We start from the raw sequence: 13,803 nt of genomic DNA on the forward strand, positions 1-13,803 counted from the left end.
CAATAAAAAAGGGAGCACTGCTCCCTATTTATTAGAATATTGAATAACCCATTACCAAGGCAATGTTTGACCATTAGAGTGTTTAAACACACCAGAAGATGCCATATTCAAGTCATTAATCAGCCCAACAATCCGACTTGCTGATTCAACTGCTGAGATATCCCCACCATGGTTAACCATATCAGTCTGCACGTAGCCTGGATGATAAATACCAACAGCTATATTTTTATCAGCAAGATCATGACTTAACGACATTGAGGCCGCATTTAATGCCGCTTTCGACATGCGATAACCATAACGTCCGCCAGAAGTATTATCTTCAATAGAGCCCATACGAGAAGTGATCATCGCAACTTTACTGCCCGGATTAAGTTGATTTTGCAGTGAAGCAACAACCCTAAGCGGTGCGACGGCATTGACTTCAAACTGTTGTCTGATGGTATCTAAATTAAGATGTGATAATTGCTCATCGCGTAAAATACCTGCATTGCAAATAAGAATATCAATAGCCACACCCGCAAGCGAAGTGTGCATATTATGAATCCCCTCATCTGTCGCAACATCAATTTGTGTAATCACATTAATATCCAGTGCTTCTAATTCATCAGAAGTGTGGCGACACAAGCCAAATACCTTACATCCTTGTTGCTTAAATAGTTGTGCTAAAGCTAAACCGATACCTCGGTTAGCCCCTGTAATAACAACGTTAGACATTACAATACCCTTAAAATCTTTGATAACATTAATGAAAAGTATCAATAAAATTGACACATACCAAGTCCTAAAACTTCACCATCCCGGTTTTGGTAACCGTATCGCTGATAAAATGATTCTTTACCTTTTACAGATAATAATCCTACAGTCGCTCCATTGCAGACCGTATCAGCCAAATAACATTGAATATGTTCCATAATAAAATGCCCTAAGCCCTGACCTTGATAATGGTTTTTTACCACAACATCTTGTACATAATAAAACAAAGCTCCATCACCAATAATCCTGCCATAAGCAGCTAAATTATTGTCACAATATAAGCAAACATGAAATAAAGATTGATTCAAACTGTTTTGCGCCAGTGTTGGGTCCACTTCTCCCCAACCAGCATCAGCTCTTATTTGATTAAACGCTCGCACTGATGGCGAGTTGAAACATATATTTACTTTATGTTCCTTATCATCATGGCGGACAAAATGATCAAAAGATTGCTTTAGCAGATTAAGATTCATCCAAATCACCCCGTGTTACCTATACGATAGGTTTAATGGCAAAATATCGTTATCAACATTTAATGACTAACAAAGCAAAAAACCTAGCAAAATGCTAGGTTTTTAAAGCTAAACTGAGTTTCAGTCGAACTGAATACTGACAATAAAAATTAAATTGCCATCGCTAGCTCTGCGCCTTGACGGATTGCACGTTTAGCATCAAGTTCAGCCGCTACATCAACACCACCAATCAAATGAACAGGTAACCCTGTGGCTTTCATATCGTCAACCAATGAGCGATTAGACTCTTGTCCAGCACATAGAACAACATTATCAACAGCCAAAATTTCAGACTGCTCACCGACTTTTATATGCAAGCCTTGCTCATCAAATTTTTCATAACTGACGCCAGTTTTCATATTTACTTGATGTTGTTTCAATACACTTCGATGGATCCAGCCAGTCGTCTTTCCAAGGCCTTTACCCATTTTGGTCGTTTTGCGCTGCAGTAAATACACTTCTCGCTGCGGCTTATGTTGCACTGCATCAGTTAATCCACCGGCATGCTGGTACTCTTTATCGATACCCCATTGCTTTAACCATTTATCAGGCTGCAATGTTGTTGATTCTTGCTCACATAAGAAATGCGCAATATCAAAACCAATACCGCCTGCACCGATCAGGGCAACTCTTTCACCAATATAGGCTTCGCCTTTTAGCACTTGCTGATAATCAACCACTTTTGGGTTATCAAAGCCTGGTAAGTCTAATGCACGAGGAACGACTCCAGATGCAATGATGACTTCATCAAATTGTTCATTAATAAACACTTCTGAATCTAAACGAGTATTAAGGCGTAGTTCGACATTATGTAATTTCATTTGGTTTGTGAAGTAACGAATAGTTTCATCAAACTCTTCTTTACCCGGGATTTTTCGCGCTAAATTAAACTGACCACCGACTTCAGATTTAGCCTCAAATAGTACGACTTCATGACCACGCGATGCCGCATAAACCGAGAAAGCCATACCCGCAGGGCCTGCGCCCATCACAGCTAAACGTTTTTTGTTTGTCGTAGGAGTAAAGTTGATTTCCGTTTCATAACACGCACGCGGATTAACTAAACATGTCGCTCGTTTTAACGCGAATGTATGGTCTAAACAGGCTTGGTTACAACCAATACAGGTATTAATAAGTTCACTGGTGCCCGCAGCTGCTTTATTGACAAATTCAGCATCAGCTAAGAACGGACGCGCCATTGATACCATATCCGCCTGACCAGATGCGATGATTGATTCACCAATCTCTGGGGTGTTAATTCGGTTAGTTGCAATGAGCGGCACGGAGACTTCAGACTTAAGTTTTTCTGTTACCCATGAAAACGCACCACGGGGGACACTGGTAGAAATTGTCGGTACACGAGCTTCATGCCAACCGATACCCGTGTTAATAATTGAAACACCGGCGCTTTCTAACCATTTAGCTAATTTAACCACTTCTTCCCAAGTCGAGCCGTTATCAACTAAATCTAGCATTGAAAGTCTAAAAATAATGATGAAGTCTTTGCCTACTTTTTCACGTATAGCTTTAACGATTTCCAGTGGTAAACGGGCACGATTATCAAAACTTCCACCCCATTCATCTGTACGTTTGTTAGTACGAGAACTAATGAACTGGTTAATCAGATAACCTTCAGATCCCATCACTTCAACGCCATCATAACCGGCTTTTCTAGCAAGCTTAGCGCTATTAGCGTAATCAGCAATTGTGCCTTTTACTTGTCTGCCTGACATTTTTGATGGGGTAAACGGCGTAATAGGTGATTTTATTTTGCTTGGCGCTTGGCTAAACGGATGATAGCCATAACGACCCGCATGTAGAATTTGCATACATATTTTGCCATCCGCTTCATGCACTGCATCAGTGACGATACGGTGCTTACTCACCTGCCAAGGAAAACTCAACTGGCAAGCGTGTGGCGCTAAACGTCCACGAAAATTTGGAGCAATACCACCAGTGACAATTAATCCGCAGCCACCTGCTGCTCGTTCTTTATAAAATGCAGCCAGTTTCTCAAATCCGCCCTTTTCTTCTTCAAGACCTGTGTGCATTGAGCCCATCAGCACTCGGTTTTTTAACTGAGTGAAGCCTAGATCTAAGGGTTCTAATAAATGTGGGAACGACATTCAAACATCCTTTTTAAACAAGTGATTTAAACTAGCATACAACGAGAGTTACTTAAGCTCAATGCTTTCCAAAGGCTCTTGTTAAAAACCGTTACAATTCAATTTCCCAAAGCTGTACATAATCAGTTAGCATTACAGTATTAGAATGTTATAGGAGTGGCTATGTCCGCCAAACCATCACTTATTAAAAGAATCTTTACTCTGATTTGGAAAACCATTAACGGTATTCGCAAAATCATCCTCAACCTTATCTTTTTCGGGTTCATAGCCATCATTATTGTGGCGTTGAGTGCGGATGACGAAATTGTGGTCGAAGATCAATCAGCCTTAGTATTAAACCTTGCTGGCAGTATCGTTGATCAAAAGCGCCATGTAGACCCGATTGAAGCGGTGTTTAAACAAAGCAAAAGTAATGATCCTGAAGGTGAAGTTCTGCTTTCTGACATTATTTATGTGATTAACAGCGCAACACAAGACCCTCGAATCCAGATCATCGTATTACAAGTGGGTAATTTACGCGCTGGCGGGATCAGTAAAATGACTGCGATTGGCGATGCATTAAATGAATTTAAAGCCGCAGGTAAATCTGTTGTTGCTTTTGGTAATTCCTATGAGCAAAACCAGTACTTTATTGCCAGCTATGCCGACAGTATTTACTTAAACAATAAAGGTGCAGTTTCCCTTGAGGGACTTAGCAGTTACCGCTTGTTTTATAAGTCCGCACTCGAAAAATTAAATGTCAGCACCCATGTTTTCCGTGTTGGTACTTTTAAGTCTGCGGTTGAACCTTTCATTCGTGATGATATGTCAGCACCAGCTAAAGATGCCTCTAGCGCATTACTTACTGATATTTGGCAAAACTACGAATCTACTGTTGCTGCTAACCGCAATATAGACCAAAACGATATTGTATTAAATCCGCAACGTTTTTTAACTGAGCTTGATAAAGTTTCTGGTGATTCTGCACAGTTAGCATTGAAGATGAAATGGGTAGACGAACTTGTTTCAGATGAAGCCTTTAGATTAGCCATGGTAGAAAAAGTAGGCCAAGATACTGAAGGTGATTCATTCAAACAAATCAGTTTCTCTGACTACCATGCTGCAGTGCAACCAATACCAAGTCTTATAGAAAAAGACTCGGTGGGTATCATTGTTGCTAAAGGCAACATCTTAAATGGTAAGCAACAAGCTGGACAAATTGGCGGTGAAAGTACCTCCGCGCTACTTAAAAAAGCGCGCTTTGATGACAAAGTAAAAGCAGTAGTACTTCGCGTCGACAGCCCAGGTGGTAGTGCATTTGCTTCTGAAAAGATCAGGCAAGAAGTGATTGCGCTTAAAGAAGCAGGTAAACCTGTTGTCGTCAGTATGGGCAGTCTTGCAGCATCAGGCGGCTATTGGATTTCAGCCAGTGCAGATTATATCTACGCGACTCCTACTACCCTAACCGGTTCCATTGGTATCTTTGGTATGTTTGCCACATTTGAAAATGTGTTATCAAACTGGGGCATAAATTCAGATGGCGTATCGACGTCTGAATGGGCAGGTATTTCAGCGACTCGTGCACTGGACCCTAATGTCTCAGCCGTTATTCAACGTCACGTTGAACATGGTTACCATGAATTTATCTCTCTTGTTGCCAAAGAGCGTGACATGACTCTCGAGCAAGTTGATCGTATTGCACAGGGCCGTGTTTGGTCAGGGACTCGCGCTGTCGAACTTGGTTTAGTTGATGAGCTTGGTGATATTGACAGTGCAGTAGCCAAAGCCGCAACCTTAGCCGAAATTGAGAAATTTGATACTAAGGTCATTCAGCAAGAGCTCACAACTGAAGAAATCTTTGTTCAGAAAATGCTGGCTTCAGCATCAGCTTACTTGCCTCAAGCGTCGACTCAGTCACCGATACTTGAACAGTTATTTAGTCAGTGGATTTCAGTTGTTGAAGAGTTCTCAATGTTTGAAGACCCTAATGGCATGTACCTGTACTGTGAAAACTGTAATTATTAACTCTATATCGCTAATAAGCTCAATTTAATTGCTAACAGAAAACAATTAAATTGAATATTATTCAAAAATGCCCGCTTTGCGGGCATTTTTATTGGGTTTTAATCAATCTAAGACGTATAATTTGCAGATCTGATAATTTCCAGTGCTGAGAATCAACTTCAATGACAAAACGTTCTATATACGTCGCCTACACAGGCGGTACCATAGGTATGCGCAAAACAGACAATGGCTTTGCACCTGTGGCTGGTTTTTTAACCGATTGTGTTAAATCTATGCCAGAGTTTTATCATGAAGAAATGCCAAGCTTTGTCATTAATGAATACTCGCCGCTAATTGATTCATCAAACATGGCGCCAACTGATTGGCAATTGATTGCCAATGACATCAAAGCGAATTACGACAAGTATGATGGTTTTGTTATTTTGCATGGTACTGACACTATGGCGTATACCGCCTCTGCTTTATCTTTCATGCTACAGGGCTTATCAAAACCGGTTATTGTGACAGGATCGCAGATCCCGTTGGCACAGCTTCGCTCAGACGGTCAAACAAACCTACTAAACTCGTTATATATAGCAGCAAACTATCCTGTCGCTGAAGTTTGTTTATTCTTTAATAACAAACTCTTCAGAGGTAATCGTTCAACCAAAGCCCATGCTGACGGCTTTGATGCATTTGCATCACCTAACTTTCCGTTGCTACTTGAGGCTGGCATAAAAATAAACCTCCGTGCTGGCCAAATTACCGAGCCAACAAACGAAGCGCCACTGATGCCTCTTGAAGTGATAAACATTAGCCCGCAACCAGTTGGCGTTATTACGCTTTATCCAGGTATTTCCACTGAGATTTTTGCCAATATTTTAATGCAACCCGTTAAAGCATTAATATTATTAACCTTTGGTGTTGGCAATGCACCGCAAGACAAAGCATTGTTAGATACGCTAAAGCAAGCAGATGAACGTGGCATTGTTATCGTCAACTTAACCCAGTGTTTCCAAGGAAAAGTGAACATGGGCGGTTATGCTACGGGCAATGCCCTTGAGCAAGCGGGTGTAATAAGTGGATCAGATATGACCATTGAGGCAGCACTGGCAAAATTACATTATTTACTATCAAAAGATTTGACATCAAGTGAAATAAAATCAGCCATGACGAAAAACTTACTAGGTGAGTTAACTGAGTAGATTTTACATTTAAATTAAACTACTGTTTTATTTGCATTAAAAAGCCACATTAAATAATGTGGCTTTTTTTGTTTGCAATGTAATTACTTCACACTAAATGTCAGACTCTTTGAATTCAGCTATGGACTCGCCGCGGAATTCTTTTTTAAGTTGAGATTTAGATAGCTCGTTAATCTTGCCACCAGCACCAATCGTAAAGTGATCAGTCTGAGATAATTTACGTGCTTGATATAACATGACAACTTGTAACGTTGATTCTTTCTGCTCATCAGATAAAACGGTGCCGTCTTCCCACTTACCCGTTTCAGCCGCTGAGCGGAGTCGATGATAAACTTCTTCAGGCATGTCATCGATGACTTTATTGATATCGTTCATACGCTTTTCCGTTTGTGTAATACAATTCTTGCACGGGTTATGGTGTAGCCCACAAAACCAAATACAAAACAACCTACAGCTATATACGACTGCATTCCGGTTGCGGTTTCACCACCCCAAAACCAAATCACCACACCAGCAATAAATAAAGTTAAAAACACAAAACTATGGGTCATTAACTGATTAGATTTTTGGATGTGACTAATAACACGAACTGATTCATTATCGCCATCGGTACTCGAATGACAAAACTGACATTGTTTCGCTTTACTAGAAATACGTTTTTGACATGAAGGACATTCAATTAACGCCATAACTTGACTACTCTGTTAAATTATCAACAACGGCAAGCATTGCCACTAGCGATGCTTCACCAAGGTACTCACAACGAGCTGGAGACCAACCCACTACAGGATCAGGCAGATTGTCGTTGTCTTTAAATGGCATTTCTAACGTATTTGCTAGACATTTAAATGTGTTCCCTACCCAGTTAGAGCCAACAGTTAAGTTTGCTTTTCCAGGCTCATCTTTGTCATAACCGTATTTAGTTTGAAAATCAGCACTTGCCATGCCTAATGCTGCAAGGAACTGCTCTTGTAACTTAGCCATATGTTCAGTGTAGTTTGGTGCGCCTTCACAGCCAGCAACAAACACATAAGGTAGACCCTCGTCACCGTGCACATCGTAAAATAAGTCAACGCCCGTTTCTTTCATTTTATTCGTTACATAAAACACTTCAGGGCTTCTTTCTAAACTTGGCGACTGCCATTCACGGTTTAGGTTAGTTCCCACAGCATTAGTACGTAGATGCCCTCTCACGCTTCCATCAGGATTCATGTTTGGCACAATGTAGAAGTTAGCTTTGTCTAATAAAAGTTTTGCTGTTGGGCAATCACTGTCAAGTAATTGGTTTAATAGACCTTCAATTAACCATTCAGCCATGGTTTCACCAGGATGCTGTCTTGCAGTAATCCAGATGTTTTTCTTAGCAGGATCGTTATCGCCAATTTTAAGTAAGCTCATATCGCGACCATCAAGGGTTAAGCCAAGGTTTTCTAAGCTAACTGATGGGTGTAATTGCACAGAGCTTATCAAGTCTAAGTGGCGCTCGTAGCTGTATGGTGCAAAGTAAGCAATCTGAATGGCTTCACAATCTAAATCAACTTGAATGGTTAGCTTGCCATCTTGGTAGGCCGTTGGTAAACGGAACCAGTGTTGACGGTCGTAACTCGCCACTGCTTGATAATCTTCCCAACCTTTAGGGTAAGATGCAGTACCAGCATTCATAATGTTCAATGAATATGTTTGACCAATTTCACCTTCCATACGGAAGTTAAACCACTGATAAAACTCGCCACCTTCATCAGGTCTAATCGCCAGTTGAATGTCATCGTGCTTGTCTAAATTGATAGTCTCAATGTTGCCACCATCAAAATTCGCGCTAATACGCATAGGACTTCCTTATGTAAGGTTATTATCGATTTTTATCAATGCATCTTATCAAATGCAGTTACTCAATAAAATCAAATCTAGAACAACTGATAAACATCTGCACAATTAAACCCCTTAACAGAGTATTCCTTTGCCAAACCGTCTTTGTTCCAGCTCAATATTCAGGTTTATTCTATTAAGATCTGTTATAAAAATCAGTAGAAAATCAGTTACTGAAAGTGAATTACTTGAAGTTAATTAATGGAAGTGAGTTATTGGAAGTAAAAAAATAAAAAGTCAGATATAAAAATGCCAAGTATGTCTGACATGCTTGGCATTAATTCAATGTTTGTTAATTCTAGAATCTTTAATCAATTACAACAACATTAGTGAATATATATACCCATGTTACCTCAAGATGCTTTGTCAGGCACAAGCTCGGATAACAATGCAAGGCGTAAGTTGAGGTAATTGTGATTCACTTTTTAAATATTACAACGTAGCAATGGTTTTCGAAGCAAAGGTTTTCGAAGCAATGGTTTTCGAGCTTGCGCCCCATAGGCCAAGTCAAATAGCACCAATCTGCGTTGTTATAAAATATCGATGTAGAATAACTTTACTTCAATTTTATGCCTAGGGACTGTTGATCTCTAAAGGTTGTTTTTGCAGCTTGAAATATCATGGGGATAAGTGCCAAAAACTTAAATTAGGCTTGAACTAAAGCAATAGCCTTTACCACGAACAGTGTTGATAAGCTCACGAGGTAAACATTTTTTGGCCATTTTACGTCGAGTATTGCTGATGTGCATATCAAGATTTCGGTCAAACTCACCCAGTTCTTTATGTAATACCCTCATTTGTAGCTCTGCTTTAGTAACAACTTCACCTTTGCGCTGGAACAAATATTTAAACAAACGATATTCTGTTTGAGTTAGTTTCAGATGCTGTGTGTTCAAGGTGACGGTATTACTGACATCATCAAACAACACATCATCAAAATCAGACTGATGGATTACTTTGTCACTTCTACGGCGAAGTACATTAACTCGCAGCAATAACTCTTTTACATTGTAAGGTGCTGCAATATAGTCATCTGCGCCTAGCTCATATGCCTGCATACGCTCAACGTCATCATTGTTATTCGCTAAAACAATGACAGGGGTTTGGCAATGTTTAGCCATTAATAACCAAAATGAATCCATTTTAGGCACAAAATAGTCTAATAAAATTACTTCAAAGTCGTTACGTTCTATCTCAACCAGTGCATTAAAAGCATTATCAACTATTTCTATGCTATAGCCTAAAGACTCCATGTCCTGACAAAGTGCCAAACTATGAGTAAGTTGCTGGTCAATCAGTAATATTTTTTTCATAACGCTTTAATCTAAATGATAACAATTACCATTAAGATTACCACTCTAGTTGAGTTATTGCTACAGTAATTGTGTAAAGATGAGATCTTAATAACATTTATAGATAGTTCATTGTCTTACCTAAATTAATAAACAAGGTGTGTAGGGGTCGATCACATATTCGTCATCATTAGTTGAAGAGTAGTAAACTGAGGAATATACTTACATCGTTAATCGACGATTAACTATTGCTTAATCTTTTATAGCTTCAATAGCTATAATGTAAATTTTGAATGATATGTAATGTGTAACGTGAACTGCCCTAGAAAAATAGGTTAATGATCGATGCGTATACACTCTTTATGAACTAGCCCCAAATTGGATGTTGCAGTGAATAAAACTTGTGATCAAATCAACCAACTTGCTTTTAAAACCACAGAGCAAGATATTGCTAATGAAATCGCTTTTGCAGCTAAAGCAAAAGCTTTATCGCACCCTGCCCGTATCCGAATTCTCAAGATATTATTTACTCTTGATGAGCTGGGTGGCTGTTTAAGCAGTGATTTAGTTTCAGAAGTAGGACTTGCCCAATCAACGGTTTCAGAGCACATCAGAATTTTAAAAGCGGCTGGCTTTATTAGTGCTGAGCCCAAACCGCCTAAAATATGCTATCGCATTGTTCGTAGTGAGCTGGTTACATTTCAAACAAGTTTCAAAGACATTTATAGCTAATATGAATGGCAGTTTTTTAGTTTATTTTGCGCTCAACTTAATCGCTATTCGACGATTTACGATTAAGCACTTAAAGCTTACGAACTAAAATGGTAAACCACACAAGCGATGAGCTGTTATGCCAAGCTTGAAACCGATTTTTATAACTGGAATTTATGATGAACACTGACATACAAACACTCGGGGCTAAGAAAATGAGTTTTCTTGACCGCTACTTAACACTTTGGATTTTTGTTGCCATGGCCATAGGTGTGTCTATTGGTGCGTTGTTTCCACAAGTTGAACAAATTACCGAATCACTGAGTATTGGCTCAACCAATATTCCACTGGCCATTGGTTTAATACTGATGATGTATCCACCGTTAGCAAAAGTGGACTACAAGTTATTAGGAAAAGTGACTAAAGATAAGCAAGCCATAACGCTATCGCTCATTATGAACTGGGTTGTCGGGCCAATTTTAATGTTTGCCCTCGCCTTAACGTTTTTAAGCGATCACCCAGGTTACATGGTGGGTATTATTTTAATTGGTATTGCCCGCTGTATTGCCATGGTTTTAGTGTGGAATGATATAGGTGGCGGTAATAAGGAATTGGGCGCTGCATTAGTGGCAATTAACAGTGTGTTCCAAATTTTAACTTATAGTGTCATGGCTTGGTTATTTATCACCGTACTGCCACCGATATTCGGATACGAGGGCTTTGTGGTCGATATCTCAATGGCCGATATTGCCCAAAGCGTGATGATTTATTTAGGCATTCCATTTTTAGCAGGGTTTTTAACTCGTAAAATCTTAGTCGCCAGAAAAGGAGAAGATTGGTACAACACAGTATTTATTCCAAAAATCTCCCCTATAACGTTAGTTGCCCTACTCGCAACCATCGTGCTGATGTTCAGTTTAAAAGGCGACATGATCCTTGAATTACCCATGGATGTATTGCGTATTGCTCTGCCATTGGCAATTTACTTTGTACTGATGTTCTTTATCAGCTTCTTTATTGGCGAGAAGATGGGGATCCCTTACGATAAAAATGCGTCTATCGCATTCACAGCCACAGGAAACAACTTTGAACTTGCGATCGCTGTGTCAATTGCAGTCTTTGGTATCCATTCAGACCAGGCGTTTGCCGGCGTCATTGGGCCATTAATCGAAGTCCCAGTGCTTATTGCTTTAGTGAACATTGCCTTACGCATGTAAGCTAAATCTGAGCAAAAGCTGCAACAAGCCAGTTAATCAAACTTATCAAAACAAAAAGCCGGCTATTCATAATCAATGATCATAGCCGGCTTTTTATTTGCTCTATTAATACAGTCAGACAGTAAATTATTTCGTCATCATTAGCTGCTTAATGTACTTAACTGGCGCACTACCATAACTTAAGAACTGCTCATGGAAAGCTTTCAAATCAAAGTCATCACCCTGGGCAGCTTTTAACTCTTCACGTAAATCATAGATTTCACGATAACCAGAGTAATAACTGGTTAACTGAACTTGGCTAAATGTAGCACGGCGCCATTTACCTTCTGCCTCTGCACGCTGCTGAAATGCCTCATTCATCATAAGATCGAGTGCTTGCTCTTCGGTCATGCCATTCACTTGGATACTGTAATCTAAAATAGTATTGGCAATAACGCGCAAATTCCATTTGTAGTACATCAGCCAAAGTTCAGGTTCAAAATCACCGTAGCCTTCTTCAAGCATCATGCGCTCAGTGTATACAGCCCATCCTTCAACCATGGCACCATTACCAAATAAGCTTTTAACCAAGCTTGGTGATTCGTTTGAATAGACTAATTGGGTGTAATGTCCTGGAATAGCTTCATGGATATTCAGAACTTGTAAAATCCAGTGATTATATTCACGTAAATAACTTTCAGCAGACTCATCACTCATGCCATCTAACGGTGTCACATTGTAATAAGTATTAGCAGACTTCTCATAAGGGCCAGGTGCGCTGATAGACGCTCCTGCAAAACCACGCATGTATTCAGGAGTTTCACGCACGACTAATGGCTTAGATGGATCTAACGTCATCAGTTGTTTTTCATTGACGAATTTAACTAATTCAGGAATTTGCGCGCGCACTTCATCAACAAAATCTTCACGCTTAACATGCTTAACTGACAAAACATCAATCAGTTGCTTAATCGCAGCATTGTCATCTTGTGGTTTTGGCGTATCAATGTATTTAGACCATAAATCATGAGTAATTTTAGCCATTTCCGCTTGAACGCGGGACTTATCAGCCGTCGCCTTTTCAAATAATGCTTTACCTGACATGCCCGCTTGAATATCAAAAGCGAACTTTTCTTCATATAACTCTTCACCGATTCTAAAGCTACGTGAGCCCTCTTTTTCAAGCTTGGCTTCTAGCTGCGTCAACCATTCAATATGTTGATTAATCGCATCCGTTGCTTTAGCAAAACGTTGGTTAAATAACGCTTTGTCCGCATCAGATAAACCAGATCCGCTGACTTGCTGTTTAAGCTTGTCTGATAATACAGAAAAGGCGCCTTTGTTTTGCATAATCGCCAGTTGTGTATGCTCAATCGTTGGGTCAATAATATTAGCTTGCGCAGCTGCGTAATAGGCAGGCACATTCTCTAAACGCTCAACCACAGATTTAAGTCTTACATCTAGGTGCGCAAAGTCTTCATTAATGATTTGCGCAAAACCACCTGCCACATTGTATTGTGATGGATTCCACTGCCAAGATTTAAAGCGCTCTTGTTGCCACTTAATACTGCCAAGTAAATTTGAAATTAATTCGTAATCGATCAATTCATTGGTCGTTAATGCGGTTTTATCAAATGCCAGTAATTTAGCTTGCTGGGTTTCAACAAACACTAATGTCTTAGCTCGTGATGCTTCGTTTGGAATGTCTAAGTAGCCATCGTTTACATGTTTACCACTGTATAGCGCCCATGTGGGAGACCACTGCCATAAGTCATCAATAAATCCATCAGAGAACTGGCTAAAACTCGGCGCTTGAACTTGTTCAGCTGCCGTTGTGGTATCACTTGTTGTCGATGCACTATTACAACCCATTAGTGCAGCAAGCCCTAGTGCGATAGCGACTGAAATGGTGGCTTTTTTCATTGTCTGTATTCCTTTATCCCTTGAGATCATCTTAATCATGAATTTATAAAAAGGTGCTAGCTGTACTTAGATACTTGAATTAGAAACTTGGATTAGAAGCTTGAATTAGAAGCTTGAATTAGAAGCTTTAATCACAAACCTTAGTACGGAACCTTAATACGAAACCTTGATCTATTTTTATTGTTATTTATTTCACTTTTTTAAGCGGTTGAACATTTAGTTGTTAATCTTTTTGT

The 13,803-nt window shown here is 39.7% G+C and carries 12 protein-coding genes; 4 read left to right on the top strand and 8 right to left on the bottom strand.

Annotated features, from left to right (window positions below; translation table 11 throughout):
* Nucleotides 1–51 precede the first annotated feature (51 nt).
* The 3 genes from Q4600_RS13400 to Q4600_RS13410 form a co-directional block, all read right to left on the bottom strand.
* The gene (locus tag Q4600_RS13400; protein WP_102527538.1) at nucleotides 52–714 is read right to left on the bottom strand and encodes an SDR family oxidoreductase; all 663 of its coding nucleotides are present in this window, start codon (nucleotides 712–714) and stop codon (nucleotides 52–54) included.
* A 41-nt stretch (nucleotides 715–755) separates the two neighbouring features.
* The gene (locus Q4600_RS13405) at nucleotides 756–1,226 is read right to left on the bottom strand and encodes a GNAT family N-acetyltransferase (RefSeq protein ID WP_229368754.1); all 471 of its coding nucleotides are present in this window, start codon (nucleotides 1,224–1,226) and stop codon (nucleotides 756–758) included.
* A gap of 149 nt (nucleotides 1,227–1,375) precedes the next feature.
* Complete coding sequence (locus Q4600_RS13410) at nucleotides 1,376–3,391, bottom strand: NADPH-dependent 2,4-dienoyl-CoA reductase (protein ID WP_102527500.1); 2,016 nt, start codon at nucleotides 3,389–3,391, stop codon at nucleotides 1,376–1,378.
* Between the two features lie 162 nt (nucleotides 3,392–3,553).
* Between Q4600_RS13410 and sppA the strand changes: the two genes are divergently transcribed.
* Nucleotides 3,554–5,395, top strand: a complete 1,842-nt coding sequence (sppA, locus tag Q4600_RS13415) for a signal peptide peptidase SppA (protein ID WP_303516882.1) — start codon at nucleotides 3,554–3,556, stop codon at nucleotides 5,393–5,395.
* A gap of 161 nt (nucleotides 5,396–5,556) precedes the next feature.
* Nucleotides 5,557–6,579, top strand: a complete 1,023-nt coding sequence (ansA, locus tag Q4600_RS13420) for an asparaginase (protein ID WP_303516884.1) — start codon at nucleotides 5,557–5,559, stop codon at nucleotides 6,577–6,579.
* Between the two features lie 93 nt (nucleotides 6,580–6,672).
* Here ansA and Q4600_RS13425 read toward each other — a convergent pair whose 3' ends face one another.
* From Q4600_RS13425 to Q4600_RS13440, 4 genes are all read right to left on the bottom strand, one after another.
* Nucleotides 6,673–6,954 carry a YeaC family protein gene (locus Q4600_RS13425; protein ID WP_102527503.1) on the bottom strand — a complete coding sequence of 94 codons (282 nt, stop codon included), beginning with the start codon at nucleotides 6,952–6,954 and terminating at the stop codon, nucleotides 6,673–6,675.
* Entirely contained in the window at nucleotides 6,951–7,268 is a 318-nt protein-coding gene (locus Q4600_RS13430) for a zinc ribbon domain-containing protein (RefSeq protein WP_102527504.1), read from the bottom strand. Before Q4600_RS13430 ends, Q4600_RS13425 begins: the two co-directional genes overlap by 4 nt.
* A 7-nt stretch (nucleotides 7,269–7,275) precedes the next feature.
* Nucleotides 7,276–8,406 carry a M14-type cytosolic carboxypeptidase gene (locus tag Q4600_RS13435; RefSeq protein ID WP_102527505.1) on the bottom strand — a complete coding sequence of 377 codons (1,131 nt, stop codon included), beginning with the start codon at nucleotides 8,404–8,406 and terminating at the stop codon, nucleotides 7,276–7,278.
* 680 nt (nucleotides 8,407–9,086) lie between these two features.
* Nucleotides 9,087–9,758: a response regulator transcription factor gene (locus tag Q4600_RS13440; protein ID WP_102527506.1), complete on the bottom strand. Its 672-nt coding sequence runs from the start codon at nucleotides 9,756–9,758 to the stop codon at nucleotides 9,087–9,089.
* A gap of 369 nt (nucleotides 9,759–10,127) precedes the next feature.
* On the opposite strand from Q4600_RS13440, the gene Q4600_RS13445 reads away from it, so the two are divergent.
* Both Q4600_RS13445 and arsB read left to right on the top strand, forming a co-directional pair.
* Nucleotides 10,128–10,469, top strand: coding sequence for a helix-turn-helix transcriptional regulator (locus Q4600_RS13445; RefSeq protein ID WP_102527507.1), 342 nt, complete (start codon nucleotides 10,128–10,130; stop codon nucleotides 10,467–10,469).
* 158 nt (nucleotides 10,470–10,627) lie between these two features.
* Nucleotides 10,628–11,665 (top strand): ACR3 family arsenite efflux transporter, encoded by a 1,038-nt coding sequence (gene arsB, locus Q4600_RS13450; RefSeq protein WP_303516888.1) that lies wholly within the window; start codon nucleotides 10,628–10,630, stop codon nucleotides 11,663–11,665.
* A 126-nt stretch (nucleotides 11,666–11,791) separates the two neighbouring features.
* Here the strand turns inward: arsB and Q4600_RS13455 are convergent, their stop codons facing one another.
* Nucleotides 11,792–13,567, bottom strand: coding sequence for a DUF885 domain-containing protein (locus Q4600_RS13455; RefSeq protein WP_303516890.1), 1,776 nt, complete (start codon nucleotides 13,565–13,567; stop codon nucleotides 11,792–11,794).
* Nucleotides 13,568–13,803: the final 236 nt, after the last annotated feature.

The organism is Shewanella sp. 2_MG-2023 (assembly GCF_030548905.1).
Classification (GTDB): domain Bacteria; phylum Pseudomonadota; class Gammaproteobacteria; order Enterobacterales; family Shewanellaceae; genus Shewanella; species Shewanella electrodiphila.

Coding starts and splice junctions, on each gene's coding strand:
- Q4600_RS13400 (WP_102527538.1), bottom strand. CDS start 714: ATGTCTAACGTTGTTATTACAGGGGCTAACCGAGGTATCGGTTTAGCT.
- Q4600_RS13405 (WP_229368754.1), bottom strand. CDS start 1,226: ATGAATCTTAATCTGCTAAAGCAATCTTTTGATCATTTTGTCCGCCAT.
- Q4600_RS13410 (WP_102527500.1), bottom strand. CDS start 3,391: ATGTCGTTCCCACATTTATTAGAACCCTTAGATCTAGGCTTCACTCAG.
- sppA (WP_303516882.1), top strand. CDS start 3,554: ATGTCCGCCAAACCATCACTTATTAAAAGAATCTTTACTCTGATTTGG.
- ansA (WP_303516884.1), top strand. CDS start 5,557: ATGACAAAACGTTCTATATACGTCGCCTACACAGGCGGTACCATAGGT.
- Q4600_RS13425 (WP_102527503.1), bottom strand. CDS start 6,954: ATGAACGATATCAATAAAGTCATCGATGACATGCCTGAAGAAGTTTAT.
- Q4600_RS13430 (WP_102527504.1), bottom strand. CDS start 7,268: ATGGCGTTAATTGAATGTCCTTCATGTCAAAAACGTATTTCTAGTAAA.
- Q4600_RS13435 (WP_102527505.1), bottom strand. CDS start 8,406: ATGCGTATTAGCGCGAATTTTGATGGTGGCAACATTGAGACTATCAAT.
- Q4600_RS13440 (WP_102527506.1), bottom strand. CDS start 9,758: ATGAAAAAAATATTACTGATTGACCAGCAACTTACTCATAGTTTGGCA.
- arsB (WP_303516888.1), top strand. CDS start 10,628: ATGAACACTGACATACAAACACTCGGGGCTAAGAAAATGAGTTTTCTT.
- Q4600_RS13455 (WP_303516890.1), bottom strand. CDS start 13,567: ATGAAAAAAGCCACCATTTCAGTCGCTATCGCACTAGGGCTTGCTGCA.